We start from the raw sequence: 16,525 nt of genomic DNA on the forward strand, positions 1-16,525 counted from the left end.
TCCTGACCTCCGAGTAAGTTGACGATTGGTCAGGAAATGGTCTGCTCCCCCGCCCGACCGGTCAGGCTCAGCAGGTACTCCTTCCGGTTCAACGGGTTGTGGTCGGTGCGCGGGCGCTGCGGGACCGTGCCGCGCGTGACCGGGGCGTAGTGGTCGAAGGCCGTCTCCAGCTCGCCCTCGCCCCGGGTCAGTCCCGGCAGCCGCTGCTCCAGCGCGTGCACCCGGGCGGCCGGGACCGTGCCCTCCAGCACACACACCGCGGCCCGCGTGCCGGTGTTCTCCGGTACCGCGCCGAGCCGGGCCAGCACCGGGAGCAGCGCGCCGAGCGTGTCGGCCGGCGCCTCCAGCCGGAAGCGGTGCACCGGCTCGTGCACCAGGGTGCCGGCGCGGCGGAGCGCCTCGATCAGGACCAGCGGGGTCAGGCCCCGGAAGTCGTAGCCGGTGCTCGACATGCTCTTGTCGAAGCCCTGGTGGGCGTGGCTCTGCCGGGGCGAGTAGCCGGAGTGGGTCATGGTGACCGTGCAGTCGGTGACCTGCCAGCCGTGCAGCCCCTGGCCGAGCGTCTCCCGGACGGTGTCCTCGACGGCCTTGAAGAAGGCGTACGGCATCGAGCCCAGCTCCACCTCCAGCCGGAACGCGACGCCCGCGCCGGGCGGGGCGGGGTCGACGCGCAGGCCGACGGTGGCGAGGAAGGGGTTGGGGTCCTTCTTGTTGAACTCGACGGCGTGTCCGGTGCCGGCCGGCCGTTCCACGCACAGGGTCGTCGTCTCGCGGAAGGTGACGTCCAGCCCGTACTCGTCGGCGAGCGTGGCCTGGACGACCTCCTTCTGCACCTCGCCGTAGAGGGACACCGAGGTCTCCCCGCGCAGCGCGTCGTGACGGACGCCGATCAGCGGGTCCTGTTCGGCCAGCTGGGTGAGCGCGAGGTGCAGGGAACGCCGGTCGGTGCCGGGGCCGGGGACGACGACGGTCTCCAGCGTGGGCGGCGCGAAGTGGTGTTCGTACGACCGTCCCGGCGCTCCGAGCGCGTCGCCCACACGGATGCCGCCGAGGCCCCTCACCTTGACGATCCGGCCCGCCCCGGCGCTGTCCGCCCGGGTGTCCGTGCCGTGCTCGAAGACGCTGAGCGCGGTGACGCGTCCTTCGGTGCCGGGGCCACGGCGGCCGTCCCCGAACGGGACCCGGTCGCGGACGCGCAGGGTGCCGGAGAAGAGGCGGGCGTAGGCCACCTTCTCCCCCGCCGGGCCCCGCTCGACCTTGAAGACCGTGCCGGACACGGGGGCGTCCGGGTCGCCGGCGGCGGCCGGCAGCAGCCGCTCGATGCCGTCGATCAGCTCGGGTACGCCGGCGCCGGTGATCGCGGAGCCGAAGTACACCGGGTGGACCGAGGCCTCGCGGGTCCGTGCCGTCAGGGCGCGGCGCAGCCGGGTCTCGGGGACCGTGCCGTCGAGGTAGGCGGCGAGCAGGCCGTCGTCCCGGTCCGCCAGCGCCTCCAGCGCCGCCGTGCCGAGGCCGGGGCGGAACCGGGCGGCGCGCGTGCCGAGCCCGGCGGCCGTGCCCATCGGGACGACCGGCACGGCGAGCCGCTCGGCCATCTGGTCGAGCACGGCGGTGTCCCGGGCGCCGCGCCGGTCGATCTTGTTGACGAAGACCAGGGTGGGGATGCGCAGCCGGCGCAGGGTGCGCATCAGCACGCGGGTCTGCGCCTGGACGCCCTCGACGGCGGAGACGACCAGGACGGCACCGTCGAGCACACCGAGCACCCGCTCCACCTCGGCGATGAAGTCCGGGTGACCGGGGGTGTCGATCAGGTTGACGGTGATGCGGTCGAGCGGGAACGACACGACGGCGGACTTGATCGTGATGCCGCGCTGCCGCTCCAGCGCGAGGGTGTCGGTGGTGGTGCTGCCGGCGTCGACGCTGCCGATCTCGTCGATCACTCCGGCGGTGTACAGCAGCCGTTCGGTCAGGCTGGTCTTACCTGCGTCGACGTGCGCGAGGATTCCCAGATTGAGCAAGTGCACGAAGCGTCATGTCCTTGAGAGAGGGGGCCGTTGCTACCGGGGTGGACATGGACGCAGTGCGCATCTTGGCTCCTGGCTGTCTCGGAAACTCGACCGGTGCAGTGCAGCAGAACGACGGCGCCGGCGCCAACGGATTAACGCTCGACCGGACGTCCGGGGCGGGGGCCGAGCCGAGGAGCGGACGAGGCGGGAGATCCTCCCCGTGGACCGGTCGTACGCCGCCCGGCCGCCGTTCGGGCCGGCCCCGGTCATGTCGGCCGGCGGCTGTGTGGGGGCGCGGTGTTTCGAGCCGGCTCAGGAGGGCGTCGAGAGCGGCACCGTACGGCCGGAGACGTTCGGCCACAGCGACGGGGACGCGTTCGGCCGGCCTCACCCGCGGGGGCGGCACGTGGCGACGGGCACGGTGTACGGGGGAACCGGCGCGCGAGCCGGGACGCACCGCGCGCCGCGGCAGGGGGCGGCCGGCCCATACCACCCCGCATCGACGATCCCCCGCGTGCTACTCGGGGTCGCCGGCCACCCGCGCGTGCAGGTGCTGGTCGTGCCAGCCGTCGGCGTGCAGCAGGGCGCTGCGCTGGGTGCCCTCGAAGGCGAATCCGGCCTTCCGCGCCACCCGGCAGGAGGCGGGGTTGGCCGTCGAGTGGCACAACCGCAGCCGGTGCAGGCCCAGGTCGGCGAGGGCCCACCGGGAGAGCCGCCGGGTGGCCGTGACGGCGAGGCCGGCGCCGCGCGCCTCGGGCAGCAGCCAGTAGACGAGTTCGGCACTGCCACCCGCCAGGTCGATGTCGTTGAGCCCGACGAGTCCGACGGCGGGGCCGTCCGCCCGGGCGAGGGCCCACACGGCGCCGGTCTCGGCCCGCCACCGCGCGTGCATGCGGTCGATCCGGGTGCGGGCCTCCGCGTGGCCGGCCACGGTGAACAGGTTCCACCGCCGGATCGCGGGGTCCTGCCCGGCCGCGACCAGCGCGCCGGCGTCCTCGGCGCGCCAGGGCCGCAGCCGGGTGCCGGCCGTCAGGTCCAGGTCGGGCTGGTCGCGGCCGGCCATGCGGCCCGCGGGTACGACGTCGGGTATGCCGGCGCTGGAGATCATGCGCGGCATCCTCGCACGGCCGGCCGTCAGGGCCGGGGCAGCCGGTGCAGGGTGACGTCCGAGAGCCTCCCGTCGGCCACCGTCGCCGTCAGGTAGGTGCAGTGGGGCTGGCGGCGGCGGTCGGTCGGGGAGCCGGGGTTGAGCAGGCGCAGGCCGCCGGGGGCGGTGGTGTCCCAGGGGATGTGGCTGTGCCCGAAGACGAGGACGTCCAGGTCGGGGAAGCGGGCGGCGCAGCGGCCCTCGCGGCCCTGGGCGGGTCCGGTCTCGTGGACGACGCCGAAGCGCAGGCCGCCCAGCTCGGCGCGGGCGACCTCGGGGAGCCGGGCGCGCAGCTCCGGGCCGTCGTTGTTGCCGTACACCGCGACCAGCCGGCGGCTGCGGCTCTCCAGCAGGTCGAGGGTGGCGGTGTCGACCCAGTCCCCGGCGTGGAACACCACGTCCGCGCGCGGGAGTTCGGCGAGCAGCTGCTCCGGGAGCCGCTTGGCCCGCCTGGGCAGGTGCGTGTCGGACATCAGCAGGAGGCGCACGTCCCCAGCCTAGGCGGCTCGGGAGGTCAGGCGGCGCAGGCCGCTCACGGTGCCGAGCAGGGCGGCGCCGGCGCCGAGGGCGGTGGCCGTGGGGTGCCGCAGCAGGGTCTCCTGCCAGGACCGGGCGTGTGCGCTGTCGTCGAAGGCACCGTGGGCGCCCTGGTCGTCGGCGGGTTCCCGGTCGACCGGTGCGAAGAGGTTGTCCAGGCCGGCGGGCGGGAGACGGTCGGTTTGCTGGGAGTCGATGCCGGTGCGGGCCAGGTAGCGGTCGAGCAGCGCGGGGACGAGCCGGTTGGCCCAGATGGTGGCGACGGTGGACGCGCCGACGTAGTACTGCTTGCGGCGCGGGTGGTCGGCGGCGTACAGCACGCCCCGCGCGGCGACCTCCGGCTGGTAGATCGGCGGGACGGGCATGGGGTGCTTGGCGAGCCGGGAACGGACCCACTCGAACTGGGGCGTGTTCACGGCGGGCATCTGGACGACGGTGATGTGCACGTTGCTGCCCCGGTGCAGCAGTTCGGTGCGCAGGGAGGAGGTGAAGCCGTTGATGGCGTGCTTGGCCCCGCAGTACGCCGACTGCAGCGGGATCGACCGTTCCGCGAGCGCGGAGCCGACCTGCACGATGGTGCCGCGGTCGCGGGGCAGCATGCGCTTGAGGGCCGCGCGGGTGCCGTTGACGAAACCCAGGTAGGTCACCTCGGTGACGCGCTTGAACTCCTCGGCCGTGATCTCCTCGAACGGGGCGAACACGGTGGAGAAGGCGCAGTTGATCCATACGTCGATGGGGCCGAAGGTCTTCTCCGCGGCCTCGGCGGCGGCCTCCAGCTGGGCGGGGTCGGCCGCGTCGGCGACGTGCACCAGGGGCCGTCCGCCGAGGGCGGCGACCTCGTCGGCCGCCGCCTCCAGACCGCCCTCGCCACGTGCGACCAGGACGACGTCGGCTCCGCGCCGGGCGTACAGGCGCGCGGTGGCGCGGCCGATGCCGGCGCTGGCACCGGTGATGACGACGGTGGGCATGTTGTTCCTTTCCTCCTGCGTGTGCGGTGTCCGGTCACTCGACCCGGTAGGGTGCCGCCCGCTCCTCGGCGAGGGTCAGGCCGAGGCCCGGGGCCCCGTCGGCGCCCGGGGTGACGCTGCCGCCGCCGGGGTCGAGTACGCCGTCGAACAGCAGCCGCTCGATGCGGACGTGGTCGTGGAACCACTCCAGGTGGCGCAGGTTGGGTACGGCGGCGGCCACGTGGGCGTGGGCGTGGGGGGCGCAGTGCCCGGAGACGTCGATCCCGCGCGCGTGGGCGAGTGCGGCCGCGCGCAGCCAGACGGTGATGCCGCCGCACCGGGTGACGTCGGCCTGGAGGCAGTCGACGGCCCCGGCGGACAGCATGTGCTCGAAGTACGGGAGGGTGTAGCCGTATTCGCCGGCGGTGACGTCGATCGGGGTGCGGCGGCGGATGTCGGCGAGGGCGGTGAGGTGGTCGGAGGAGACGGGTTCCTCGAACCAGGTGACGCCCTGGTCGGAGAGCGCGTCCGCGAGGCGCAGGGCCTGGCCGGCGGTGTAGCCGCCGTTGGCGTCGACGTACAGCTCGACGGTGTCGCCGACGGCGGCCCGCGCGCGGGCGACGCGTTCCAGGTCGCGGCCCTCCCGGGTGCCCCACGACTCCCCGATCTTGATCTTGACGCGGGGGATGCCCTGTTCCTCGGCCCAGCCGCGCAGCTGGCGCTCCTGCCGGGCACTGTCGTAGGTGGTGAAGCCGCCGCTGCCGTAGACGGGCACGTCGTCGTGGGCGGCGCCCAGCAGGTGGACGAGGGGCAGTCCGAGCAGGCGCGCCTTGAGGTCCCACAGGGCGATGTCGACGGCGGCGATCGCCTGGGCGGCGACGCCGGGCAGCCCGGCGTTGCGCACGGCCCGGCACATCCGCTCGTTGGCGCGCGGCACGTCGTGTGCGGCGAGACCGGTGACGGTGCCGGCGAGGAGTTCGCGGACGAGGTGGGCGGTGGCGGCGGGCGCGTAGGTGTAGCCGAGTCCGGTGGTGGTGCCGGAGCGGGCGGTGACCAGGACGAGGGTGGTCTTGTCCCAGGCGAGGGTGCCGTCCGCCTCCGGGGCGTCGGTGGGCACGGTGTAGACGGCGGTGTCCACGGCCTCGACGGCCGGCCGGTCGCTCACGGTCGCCTCCTCGGCTGCCGCAGAGCGTTCACGGCCCCCACGGCGCCCAGGGCGGCGGCGGCCACGGAGACGGTCGTCGCCCAGCGGGCCGTGCGGGACGGCTCGGCGGGGCGGTCCGCCAGCCGTTCGGGGTGGTCGCTGGGCAGGGTGCCGTCCAGTGCGAGGGCGAGGACCTCCGCGAGGTGGAGGGCGCGGCGGCCGGAGCCGCCCTGTTCGATCTGGGTGCGGCAGCTGAAGCCGTCGGCGAGGACCAGGCTGCCCGGGGCGGCCCCGCGCACGGCGGGCAGGACGCCCTGTTCGGCGACGGCCATGGACACCTCGTGATGACCGCGCTCGAAGCCGAAGTTGCCGGCCAGGCCGCAGCAGCCCTCGTCGAGCACCTCCGCGTCGAGGTGGGCGCGGTGCATGAGTTCGCGGTCGGCGTCGAACTTCATGATGGCGTGCTGGTGGCAGTGGGTCTGGACGGTCGCCTGCCGGGCCAGTCGCGGCGGTTCCCAGTCGTCGGGGGCGTGGTGGACGAGTTGCTCGGCGAAGGTGCGCGTCTGGGCGGCGAGCCGCTGTACGTCCTGGTCGCCGGGCATCAGCTCGGGGGCGTCGGAGCGGAAGACGGCCGTGCAGGAGGGCTCCAGGCCGATGACCGGGGTGCCGGCCTCCAGGTAGGGGCGCAGCACGTCCAGGGTGTGGCGCAGTACCTTTTTGGCGGTGGGCAGTTGGCCGGTGGAGATCCAGGTGAGGCCGCAGCACACCGGCCGGGTGGGGACGGCGACGCGGAAGCCGGCGTCCTCCAGGACGCGCACCGCCGACCGGGCGATGGACGGGTGGAAGTAGGTGCTGAAGGTGTCGGGCCACAGGACGACGGTGCGCGGGTCGGCCGGGTCGGGTTCCTCGCGTCCGCGTGCCTTCCACCACTGGAGGAAGGACTCCTCGGCGAACACGGGTGCCGGGCGGGCCCCGTCGATCCCGGCCAGCCGCTTGCCCAGGCGCGCGAGACCGGGCGCGTGGAGCGCCGAGTTGACCAGGGACGGAGCGGCCCGCGACAGCCGGGCCCAGAGGGGCAGCCAGCCCATGGAGTAGTGGGCCATGGGGCGCAGCCGGCCCTCGTAGTGGTGGGACATGAACTCGGCCTTCAGGGTGGCCATGTCGACGCCGGTCGGGCAGTCGGACTTGCAGCCCTTGCACGCCAGGCAGAGGTCGAGGGCGTCGTGGACGGCGGTGGACCGCCAGCCGTCCTTGATCGCGGAGTCGGCGTGTCCGTCGAGCATCTCGAACAGCAGCCGGGCCCGGCCGCGCGTGGAGTGCTCCTCCTCCATGGTGGCCCGGTAGGAGGGGCACATGACACCGCCGGAGTGGCCGCGGCAGTTGCCGATGCCGACACAGCGCATGACCGCGCGGTTGAAGGAGTGGTCGTCCTCCGGGTAGCCGAAGTGGGTCTCCGGGGTGGCGGGCCGCCAGGCGGGGCCGAGCCGCAGCTGTCCGTCGACCGGGTTGGGGTGGACGACCTTGCCGGGGTTCATCCGGTTGTCCGGGTCGAAGAGGGCCTTCAGCTCGCCGAACGCGGTGACGAGCCGTTCCCCGAACATCCGGGTGAGCAGCTCGCCCCGGGACTGGCCGTCCCCGTGCTCGCCGGAGAGCGAGCCGCCGTAGGAGGCGACGAGGTCGGCGGCGCGCTCCAGGAAGCGGCGGAAGTGGGCCACGCCCTCGGCCCTGGTCAGCCCGAAGGGGATGCGGGTGTGGACGCAGCCCTGTCCGAAGTGGCCGTACAGGGACGGGTGGCCGTAGTCGAACTCGGCGAACAGGTCCTTCAGGTCCCGCAGGTAGTCGCCGAGCCGCTCGGGCGGTACGGCGGAGTCCTCCCAGCCCTCCCAGGTCTCCCGGTCGTCCGGCGGGCGGGCGGTGACGCCGAGTCCGGCCTCACGGGCCTTGAGCATCTTCTGCTCGCGTTCGGGATCGTCGGAGAAGGCGACGCTCGCCTCCTTCTCGTCGCGGCCGATGGCGCGCAGCAGCGCGTGCGCCTGTTCGTCGACGTCCTCCTGGCTGTCGCCGCTGTACTGCACCAGCAGCCAGCTGTCGCCCTCGGGGAGGTTGTCGAGGGAGTCCAGGTAGGCGCCCTCCTCGCGCATGAGCTGGGCCATGCGCCCGTCGAGGGCCTCCAGCTGGCTGGGCGAGCAGTGTTCCAGCAGGCGGGGGACATCGTCGGCGGCGGCGCAGATGTCGTCGTAGCCGAGGACGAGCAGGGACTGGTACGCCGGCACGGGCACGAGGTCGAGTTCGGCGCGCAGGACGGTCACCAGGGTGCCCTCGCTGCCGACGAGGGCCTTGGCGACGTCGAAGCCGTTCTCGGGCAGCAGCGAGTCGAGGTTGTAGCCGGAGACCCGGCGGGGGATGTGGGGGTAGCCGCGGCGGATGTCGGCCAGGTACTCGGTGGCGATGCGGTCGAGTCCCGCGTAGATCTCGGCGAGCCGGCCGCCTCCGGCGACGATCCGGGCGCGTTCGTCGGGCGGGGTGGGTCCGACCCAGGCGCGCTGCCCGTCGTAGGTGAGGATCTCCAGGCGGCGGACGTTGTCGACGGTCTTGCCGTAGGCCTGGGCGGAGGCGCCGCAGGAGTTGTTGCCGATCATCCCGCCGAGCGCGCAGTGGCTGTGGGTGGACGGTTTCGGCCCGAACTGGAGCTTGTGGCGGGCGAGTCGCCGGTTGAGTTCGTCCAGGACGATGCCGGGCTCGACGACGCAGGTGCGCCGTTCGGCATCGACGGAGAGCACTCCGGTGCAGTACTTGCTCCAGTCGATGACGACGGCGGTGTTCGTGGACTGGCCGGCGAGGCTGGTGCCGCCGCCCCGGGAGAGGACGGGGGCGCCGAAGCGGGCGCACACCGACACCGCGCGCGCCCCCGCCTCGACCGTGCGGGGCACGACGACGCCCAGCGGGACCTGCCGGTAGTTCGAACCGTCCGTGGCGTAGGCGCCTCGGCTGCCCGCGTCGAAGCGGACTTCACCGTCCACCTCGGCACTCAGGGCCGCTTCCAGGCCGGACCTGTCCGCAGGGGTCATCTGGGCTCCTCTTCGCTCCGGGACCACCGTGCCGCCGACGCGCCGCGCTGCCGTGCCGCGCCGTTCGCGGCACGGCGAGTACCCCGGCAAATGCTCAGCCAAAACTGAACAGTCCGAACTGGACAGCCGAGACTGATGGTCCTAGCCTGGCGGCATGGCCGACATCTCCGACTCCGCCGCCCGCGCCGCGCGCGATCTGCGCGTGGTGTTCAGCAGGCTGCGGCGCCGCATCCGGGAGGTGGCGCAGGACGCCGACCTCAGTCCCTCCCAGGAGTCGGCGCTCACCCTGGTCGGCAAGCACGGCGCGGCCACGGCCAGCGCGCTCGCCGCCGCCGAGGGAGTGCGCCCGCAGTCCATGGCCACCACACTGGCCGCCCTGGAGCGCCACGGGCTGATCCGCCGCGCCCCCGACCCCGACGACGGCCGCCGCCAGCTGGTAACGCTGACCGACACCGGCCGGGCCCGCGTCGCGGGGAACCGGCAGGTGCGCGAGGAGTGGCTGGCCCGTGCCTTCCAGGACCGCTACACCGAGGAGGAGCGGCGGACCGTGCTCACGGCGCTGGAACTGATGGACCGGCTCTCCCGGCCGTGACACCGGGTCCGCGCCGCCCGCCTCCGGAGCGCCCGCCGCTCCCCCCGACGGGTCCGGCCGGCGGCTCCTGTCCAGGCGATCCCCGGCGTACTGATCCGGTGTCCGCCGCCGCGGCGCCCCCCGTCACCGCGCCGACGGCCGGGCGCCACGCCCCGGCCCTGCCCCTGCTCTTCCGGCTCTCCCGGCTCTCCGGCTGCGCACCGCCGCCGGCGACGACCCCGTCCGGCCGGTCCCCCGGCCGGTCCGCCCCCACCTACCGAAAGGCCTGACCGACCCATGTCGCTCACCGCGCTCGACCCCCGCACCGCACTCGTCGCCATCGACCTCCAGCAGGGCATCGTGGCCATGCCCACCGAGCCGTACCCGGGCCCGGACGTCGTCTCCCGGACGGCCGGGCTCGCCGAGGCCTTCCGCTCCCGCGGTCTGCCCGTGGTCCTGGTCCGGGTCTCCTTCGCGCCCGACGGCGGCGACGCCGTCCCCGGCCGCACCGAGCGCGGGCCGCGCGGGCTGGCCTTCCCCGAGGGCTGGGACACCGTCGTCGACGAACTGTCCGGGCACCCCGGCGACATCCGGGTCACCAAGCACAACTGGAGCGCCTTCCACGGCACCGACCTGGACGTACAGCTGCGCCGCCGGGGCGTCACGCAGATCGTCCTCACCGGCATCGCCACCAGCATCGGGGTCGAGTCCACCGCCCGCGACGCCTACGCGCACGGCTACCACGTCACCCTCGCCACCGACGCCATGGCCGACGCCGACGGCGAGGCGCACGCCAACAGCGTCGAGCGGATCTTCCCGCGGCTCGGCGAGAGCGGTACGACCGCCGAGATCCTGGAGCTGCTCGCCAAGACCCACCCCTGACCGCACTGCCGCGGCCGCGTCGCCCGGCGGCCGTTCAGTCCTCGCCGAGGACGATGTTGTCCTCCGGCTCCGGGCCGTCCCGGTGCGACGAGGCGCCGTCCAGGACGGCGGGCACGCAGGTGCGCACTCCGCGGTGCCGCAGGCGGTGGGCGGTCGCCCAGCCCGTCTCCGCGTGAGGTACGGCCGGTTTCTCGCTGGCATGCGCGGTCACGTCGTTCATCTTCCTTCTGCGTCCCTCCGCTGCGGGAGCGCGTCCCGCCCGCGGTGTGAGAGCCGTTCGCCGGGCCCTGTGGGCCCGGGGCTGCGATCCGTGTCCGACCGGGTCCCCGGGCCGCGGGCGCCGCAAACGGGGCGTCGGGCCCCGGCGGCTCAGGTACGGCCGCCGCCACCACCGCCGAAGGAGCCGCTCGAACCGGGCGACCAGCGGGGGCGGCGCTGGTCTTCGGCGCGCTTGGTACCGACGTTGCCGAGCTGGTGCGGGGTGAGGCGCTCGCTCCCGTCGGCGGCTCGGGGCACCTCGTCGGGCTCGCGGACCTCCTGGGTCTCGCGGACCGGCCCGGACGGCGGCACCCTGGGCTGCTCGTCGGGGCGCGGCGGCGCCGGTTCCCGGTCCCGCACCTTGCTGCCCAGCCGGAAGGCCCAGATCAGTCCTGCGACGCAGGCCACCCCGGCGACGAGGATGAGGACGTACCCGAAGACCTGCGCGCCGGTGGCCGCTTCGTACATGGCAGTGTTCATGACCGCCGGGTACCCGGCCGGGCCCGCCGAATGCGCGGACGGTGCGTAAGAGCAGGTCGACGGCGCGGCGAACGGGTGAGACAGGGGGCAGGACGGCGGACCGGCGGACGGTGCGCCGGTCGGGACCGGCGCCGTCCGTCGGCCGGCGGCGCGCGTCGGTGGGTGCGTCCCCGGCGGGTCGGCGGGTCAGTCCGGGGGCCGGGCCGCCGCGCCCTCCACCTCCGCCTCGACCTCGGCCCTCGGGCGGCCCGTCTCCCTGGCGTACTCGCTCACCGCCGTCTGCACGTCGCGGGCCAGGTCGCGCCAGGCGCGCAGCGCGGTCTCGTAGGTGCCCGACTGGGCCCCGGTCATCCGCCGCTCGGCCGGCGGGCCGTAGGTCGTGCGGAGATCCTCGACCGTGGCGCGGGCCGCTTCGGCCGCGCGCTGCTTCTGCACCAGTTCTTCGAAGGTGTGTGCCACATCATCCGACCCTAGGCACGCGGGCCGGAGCCCGCCCGTCCAACCGGCCTGAACGGCTCCCAGCCGTACCCGGGTGGCGGGTCAGCCGTCGGGCACGAGGTCCGCCCAGACCTGCTTGCCGCCGCTCACCGGGACCGTCCCCCACGCCTCCGACACCGCCTCCACCAGCAGGATGCCCCGGCCACCGGTGGCCTCCCACCCGATGCTGGCGGGCTTCACGGGGCTGCGGGGCGAGGAGTCGGCGACGGCGAGCCGCAGCCGGTGGTTGACCAGGCTCATGTCCAGCCGGACCGGGCCGCCGGTGTGCACCAGGGCGTTGGTGACGAGTTCGGAGACGACCAGCAGGGCCGCGTCGACGGTGTCCGGGGAGACGCCCCAGGAGCGCAGGGTGCGCCGGGTGAAGCGGCGGGCGTGCCGGACCGCCTCCGGCACCCGCCACACCGTCCAGCTCTCCCGCAGCGGCCGTACGGCCATGCCGTCGTAGCGCATCAGCAACAGCGCCACGTCGTCGCCGCGGTGGGCGCCGGTGAGCAGGGCGTCGGCGACCAGGCCCAGGTGCTCGGGGTCGGCGGCGGCCAGTTCGCGGGCGAGGCGGTCCATGCCGGCGTCGAGGTCGGTGCCGGGTGCCTCCACGAGGCCGTCGGTGGTCAGCGCGAGCACGGTTCCGGGCTGGAGGCGCAGCGGGGTCATGGGGAAGTCGGCCTGGGCGAGCACACCGAGCGGCGGGCCGCCCTCGGCCCGCACGATCTCGGTGGTGCCGTCCGGGTGCCGCAGCACCGGCTGCACGTGCCCGGCGCGTACGCACCAGGCCGTGCCCTGTTCCATGTCGACGTCGACATAGGCGCAGGTGGCGAAGAGGTCGGTCTCCATGTCCAGCAGCAGCCGGTTGGCGTGCGCGACGACCACGTCCGGAGGGTGCCCCTCGGCGGCGTAGGCGCGCAGCGCGGTGCGCATCTGTCCCATCAGCGTGGCGGCGCCCGCGTTGTGCCCCTGGACGTCGCCGATGACGAGGGCGACGTGGTTGTCGGCGAGCGGGATCACGTCGTACCAGTCGCCGCCGACCTCCAGGCCCGCCGTGGTGGGCAGGTAGCGGGCGACGGCGACCGCGCCGGGCAGCCTGGGCAGGCGGCGCGGCAGCAGGGTGCGCTGGAGCATGCCGACGAGTTCGTGCTCGGCGTCGAAGGCGTGGGCGCGCAGCAGGGCCTGACCGGCCAGGCCGGCGCAGGCGGTGAGCAGGGCCCGCTCGTCGGGGGCGAACTCGTGCGGGCGGTCCCAGCCGATCAGGCAGGCACCGGCCATGCGACCGCCGGCGGGCAGCGGCAGCACGGCCAGGCCGCCCGGTCCCACCTCGGCGAGCGCGGGCTCCAGCGGGCTGCCGGCGGGCCAGATCCGGGCGCGGCCCTCGCGCAGGGCGGCGGCCAGGGTGGGCATGGCGCGCACCGGTGCGTCGGGCCACTCGGTACGCCACTCGCTGCGCCACACCTCGGGCCACGCCTCGGGCTCGGGCGGGTCCAGGACGGTGACGACCAGCCGGTCGTTCTCCAGTTCGGCCAGGGCGATCCGGTCGGCCTGCAGCGGGCCCCGCAGGGCGGCGACGACGGCCTGGCCGACGTCCTTGACGGTGCCGGCGGTGGCGAGGGCGGCGGCGAGCCGCTGCACCCGGGCCACGTCGGTGACGCCGGAGCGCAGGGTGGAGGCGTCGGCGACCGTGCCGACCAGCCGGGCGGGGCGGCCCTCGCCGCCGGGCTGGAGCCGGCCGCGCAGCCGCAGCCACCTGGGCCGGCCGTTGGGCTGCAGGATGCGGAACTCCAGCTCCCGGTCGCCGATGGACATGTGGTCGGCCTCGACCACGGACATCAGCGCGGGCAGGTCTTCCGGCACCGCGCGGGCCAGCAGCGTCTCCACGCGGCCGTCGAAGCTGTCCCGGCCGATCCCCAGCAGCCGCAGGATGGCCTCGCCGACCTCGACCCTGCCGGTGTCCATGGCGAGGCTGAAGGCGTCCTCGGGCAGCTCGCCGGTGTCGCCGGCGACGGGCGGCGCGGGGACGGCGACCGCGCGGGCGATCAGCTCCAGGCAGGCCCGGTCGTCGGTGCCGAATCCGCCGGGGTGCTCGCCGACGGCCAGCAGGCAGCCGCCGCCGGGCGGGCCGAGCGGCAGGACGGCCAGGGAGAAGTCCGGGGACGGGGTGCGGCGGGCGTCGGGGCACGCGGCCAGCTCGGCGGGGCCGAGCCAGCGGGGGTGTCCGGTGCGGTGGGTCTCGGCGACCGGGAAGGTACCGGTGGCCGGGTAGCAGTCCCGCAGGCCGTACAGGGTGCGGGGCAGGCCGGCCGACTCGGCGAGGCAGAGCTGGGCGGGGTCGTCACCGGGCGTGTACACGCCGGCGAAGGACGCTCCGGCGAACACCAGCGCCTGTTCCAGGAGCCGGCGGAGCCGGTCGGGGGTCGGCGGGGTCGCCATCAGCGAGGCGAGGGCGACTTCGGCACGCTCCGGCGCCGTTCTCGTCCCGCTGACCGCAGCGCCCTCACTCACCACCTCGCCATTACAGCGCGTATGAGCCGCCCGCGCAGCCCCTGTGGCCGGCACCGGACGCCGTCCTTCGGAGCGGGCCGGCCGCGGGGCGCGACGCGGTGAGGCGCGGCCGTGCCGTGCCGCGTCCGGTGCGCCGCACGGGGGCGTGCCGGAGGCGCGACGCCGGGACGAGCCGGACGACAGGCCCAGGGGGCCCGTCCGGATCAGCCCGGGTCCGCGAAGTCCTGCCCGGCACCGTCCGTGAATCCCCTAGGCGGGCGTCGACCCCGAGCCCTCGCTCCGAATGCCCTTGCTCAGGGTGGCCGTCACCGCGGCGGCGGTGACCAGCGCGGGGAAGACCAGCAGGGCCGGCCCCGGGGGCCAGCGGGCGAGCAGCGCGCCGGCCAGGGCGGGGGCGAGCGCGGCGGCCGAACCCGCGGCGAGCAGGACGCCGGCGACCACGCGGCCCTGGAGGTGGTCGGGGGTGACCGCGGCCTGGTGGGCGAAGAGGGCCGCGTTGGCCGTGGGCCCGAGGAACACCGCGGCGGCCAGCGGTACGGCGGCCGGGATCGTGCCGGCCAGCAGCGCGCCCACCGTCATCAGCGCGGCGGTCGTCCAGCACAGCAGTGTGATCAGGGCGGGCAGCCGCAGCCGCCGCTGGAGCGCGGGGGCGGCGAGGGCGCCGAGCAGGCCGCCCAGCGCGAAGACCGTGCCGGCGACACCCACCAGGAACGGGGAGACGCCGGCCCGGCGCAGCGCGAGGGTCATCGCGAAGACCATGCCGGTGAAGGCCATGTTCAGCGGAGCGGCGATCAGCAGCAGGGCCCGCAGGAACGGGTGCCGCAGCAGGAAGCGCAGGCCCTCCCTGGTGGACGCGCCGACGGGCGGGGCGGGCTCCCTGCGGGGCTGTTGGAGGGGGCGGCGGATGCGGCTGACGGCCGCGAGGGAGAGCAGGAAGCTCAGGGCGTCGCAGAAGAAGGGCAGGGCCCGGCCGAGTCCGAACAGCAGGCCGCCCAGGGGCGGTCCGGCCAGCATGACGCCGTAGGTCCGCGCCTCGTTGCGGGCGACGGCGGAGGTCAGCCGGCCGGGGCTGACCAGGCTGCGTACCGAGGCGTGCTCGACGGTGCTGAAGACGGCCGTGGCGGCGGCGCCGGCGACCACCACCGCGAGGATCACCGGCAGGCTCGCCCCGCCGGCCACGACCGCCCAGCCGAGCAGGGCGTACGCGACGAGCCGCAGCACATCGCAGGCGATCATCAGCCGGCGGCGGTCGAACCGGTCGGCGAGGACTCCGGCCGGCAGCCGGCACACCAGCGTGGTGACGAGCCCGACGGTGCCGACGAGCCCGGCCCGCGCCGGGGACCCGGTCTGCTGCAGCACCAGCAGCGGCAGGGCCAGGTCCACCATGGCACCGCCCAGGTCGGACAGGCACTGTCCGGTCCACAGGAGAGTGAAGTCCCGGTTCCGCCACAGGCCGGCCTCCGGCTCCTCGTCCCGGGTCCCGGCGGTGCCCCCGCCGAGCGGCGTCTCGGTCATGCGGAATCCTCACCCCCGGACTCCTTGGTGGGGATCACCAGCAGTTTCGTCACGGAGCCGTCCTCGCCGACGACGTCCCGGACATGGCGGAAGCCCAGGCGCTCGCACATGGCCAGGCTGGCGGTGTTCCCGGCGCCGACCATGCCGTAGGCCTCGGTGAGTCCGAGGTCGTCGGCGGCGTGCCGGAGCAGGCCGCGTACCGCCTCGCCGCCCAGGCCGCGGCCCCAGTAGCCGGGGGCGAGCGCGGTGACGAGTTCGTGGCCGTCGACGTTGCCGGTCGGCTTCACCTCGGCGTGGCCGACGTAGACGCCGTCGAGCCACAGGCCCCAGACGTCGAAGCGGCGCTGGGGATAGACGTCGGTCAGGATGGCGCGGAACAGCTCACGGAGCTGCGGTTCCGGCACGCGGTCCTGGCCCATCCAGCGGCACACCTCCGCGTCGCGCAGCAGGGCGACGAAGACGTCCTCGTGCTCGGGCCGGTAGGGGATGAACTCCAGGCGCGCGGTGCGCAGGACAGGGGTGGTCATGGCGGCTCCTCGGGAGTGATGCGGTGGGGCGTGGGCCGAGGGCGGTGGGGCGCCGGGACGGCGACGGGGGGCGCGTCAGGTGGGCGCGGCACGTGGGAGGGCGTGAGGGCGGGTGCCGCAGGGGGGAGGGCGACGGGTGGATGCGGCAGGCGGATGCCGCGGGTGCAGGGGCGGGCGCCGCCGGGCCGGTGTGTGTCTCACCGGCCCGGCGTGGCCTCGGTGGTCAGGCGCCGGCGCCCTCCATGCGCTCGCGCAGGCTCTTGGGCCGCATGTCGGTCCAGACCTCGTCGACGTAGGCGGAGCACTCGGCCTCGGTGCCCTCCTTGCCGACGGGCTGCCAGCCCGCGGGCACCTCGATGTCGGCGGGCCACAGGGAGTACTGCTCCTCGTCGTTGCGCAGCACCTGGTAGCGGGTGTTCTCGTCCATGTCGTCTTCCTCCGTCGTTCGGTTCGGG

General features: G+C 74.9%; 15 protein-coding genes. 2 read left to right on the forward strand and 13 right to left on the reverse strand.

Annotated elements, in window-relative coordinates; translation table 11 throughout:
- Window positions 1–29: 29 nt before the first annotated feature.
- From ACZ4VF_RS01035 to ACZ4VF_RS01060, 6 genes are all read right to left on the reverse strand, one after another.
- The gene (locus tag ACZ4VF_RS01035) at window positions 30–2,024 is read right to left on the reverse strand and encodes a GTP-binding protein (protein ID WP_467922345.1); all 1,995 of its coding nucleotides are present in this window, start codon (window positions 2,022–2,024) and stop codon (window positions 30–32) included.
- Between the two features lie 499 nt (window positions 2,025–2,523).
- Window positions 2,524–3,114, reverse strand: coding sequence for a GNAT family N-acetyltransferase (locus ACZ4VF_RS01040; protein WP_467922346.1), 591 nt, complete (start codon window positions 3,112–3,114; stop codon window positions 2,524–2,526).
- A 26-nt stretch (window positions 3,115–3,140) separates the two neighbouring features.
- The gene (locus ACZ4VF_RS01045; RefSeq protein WP_467922347.1) at window positions 3,141–3,641 is read right to left on the reverse strand and encodes a metallophosphoesterase family protein; all 501 of its coding nucleotides are present in this window, start codon (window positions 3,639–3,641) and stop codon (window positions 3,141–3,143) included.
- 9 nt (window positions 3,642–3,650) lie between these two features.
- Window positions 3,651–4,658 carry an SDR family oxidoreductase gene (locus ACZ4VF_RS01050; protein ID WP_467922348.1) on the reverse strand — a complete coding sequence of 336 codons (1,008 nt, stop codon included), beginning with the start codon at window positions 4,656–4,658 and terminating at the stop codon, window positions 3,651–3,653.
- A gap of 34 nt (window positions 4,659–4,692) precedes the next feature.
- A complete protein-coding gene (locus tag ACZ4VF_RS01055) occupies window positions 4,693–5,802 on the reverse strand; it encodes an enolase C-terminal domain-like protein (RefSeq protein ID WP_467922349.1) in 1,110 nt (369 codons plus the stop codon).
- Window positions 5,799–8,849, reverse strand: a complete 3,051-nt coding sequence (locus ACZ4VF_RS01060; RefSeq protein ID WP_467922350.1) for an FAD-binding and (Fe-S)-binding domain-containing protein — start codon at window positions 8,847–8,849, stop codon at window positions 5,799–5,801. Before ACZ4VF_RS01060 ends, ACZ4VF_RS01055 begins: the two co-directional genes overlap by 4 nt.
- 154 nt (window positions 8,850–9,003) lie before the next feature.
- On the opposite strand from ACZ4VF_RS01060, the gene ACZ4VF_RS01065 reads away from it, so the two are divergent.
- Window positions 9,004–9,441, forward strand: coding sequence for a MarR family winged helix-turn-helix transcriptional regulator (locus tag ACZ4VF_RS01065; RefSeq protein WP_467922351.1), 438 nt, complete (start codon window positions 9,004–9,006; stop codon window positions 9,439–9,441).
- A 276-nt stretch (window positions 9,442–9,717) separates the two neighbouring features.
- Window positions 9,718–10,302, forward strand: a complete 585-nt coding sequence (locus tag ACZ4VF_RS01070) for an isochorismatase family protein (RefSeq protein ID WP_467922352.1) — start codon at window positions 9,718–9,720, stop codon at window positions 10,300–10,302.
- 34 nt (window positions 10,303–10,336) lie between these two features.
- Here the strand turns inward: ACZ4VF_RS01070 and ACZ4VF_RS01075 are convergent, their stop codons facing one another.
- The 7 genes from ACZ4VF_RS01075 to ACZ4VF_RS01105 all read right to left on the reverse strand — a co-directional run bounded on the left by ACZ4VF_RS01075 (window position 10,337) and on the right by ACZ4VF_RS01105 (window position 16,497).
- Entirely contained in the window at window positions 10,337–10,522 is a 186-nt protein-coding gene (locus ACZ4VF_RS01075; protein ID WP_467922353.1) for a hypothetical protein, read from the reverse strand.
- A 149-nt stretch (window positions 10,523–10,671) separates the two neighbouring features.
- Entirely contained in the window at window positions 10,672–11,040 is a 369-nt protein-coding gene (locus tag ACZ4VF_RS01080; protein ID WP_467922354.1) for a DUF6479 family protein, read from the reverse strand.
- A gap of 186 nt (window positions 11,041–11,226) precedes the next feature.
- The gene (locus ACZ4VF_RS01085) at window positions 11,227–11,499 is read right to left on the reverse strand and encodes a hypothetical protein (RefSeq protein WP_467922355.1); all 273 of its coding nucleotides are present in this window, start codon (window positions 11,497–11,499) and stop codon (window positions 11,227–11,229) included.
- 81 nt (window positions 11,500–11,580) lie between these two features.
- On the reverse strand, window positions 11,581–14,031 hold the full coding sequence (locus ACZ4VF_RS01090; protein WP_467922356.1) for a SpoIIE family protein phosphatase: 2,451 nt from the start codon (window positions 14,029–14,031) through the stop codon (window positions 11,581–11,583).
- Between the two features lie 246 nt (window positions 14,032–14,277).
- Entirely contained in the window at window positions 14,278–15,543 is a 1,266-nt protein-coding gene (locus ACZ4VF_RS01095; RefSeq protein ID WP_467922357.1) for an MFS transporter, read from the reverse strand.
- On the reverse strand, window positions 15,540–16,070 hold the full coding sequence (locus ACZ4VF_RS01100; RefSeq protein ID WP_467922358.1) for a GNAT family N-acetyltransferase: 531 nt from the start codon (window positions 16,068–16,070) through the stop codon (window positions 15,540–15,542). The genes ACZ4VF_RS01095 and ACZ4VF_RS01100 overlap by 4 nt, the downstream gene beginning before the upstream one ends.
- 223 nt (window positions 16,071–16,293) lie before the next feature.
- Window positions 16,294–16,497, reverse strand: coding sequence for an MbtH family protein (locus ACZ4VF_RS01105; RefSeq protein WP_467922359.1), 204 nt, complete (start codon window positions 16,495–16,497; stop codon window positions 16,294–16,296).
- Between the last annotated feature and the right edge of the window lie 28 nt (window positions 16,498–16,525).

It is taken from the genome of Streptomyces sp. NPDC029151, assembly GCF_055564315.1.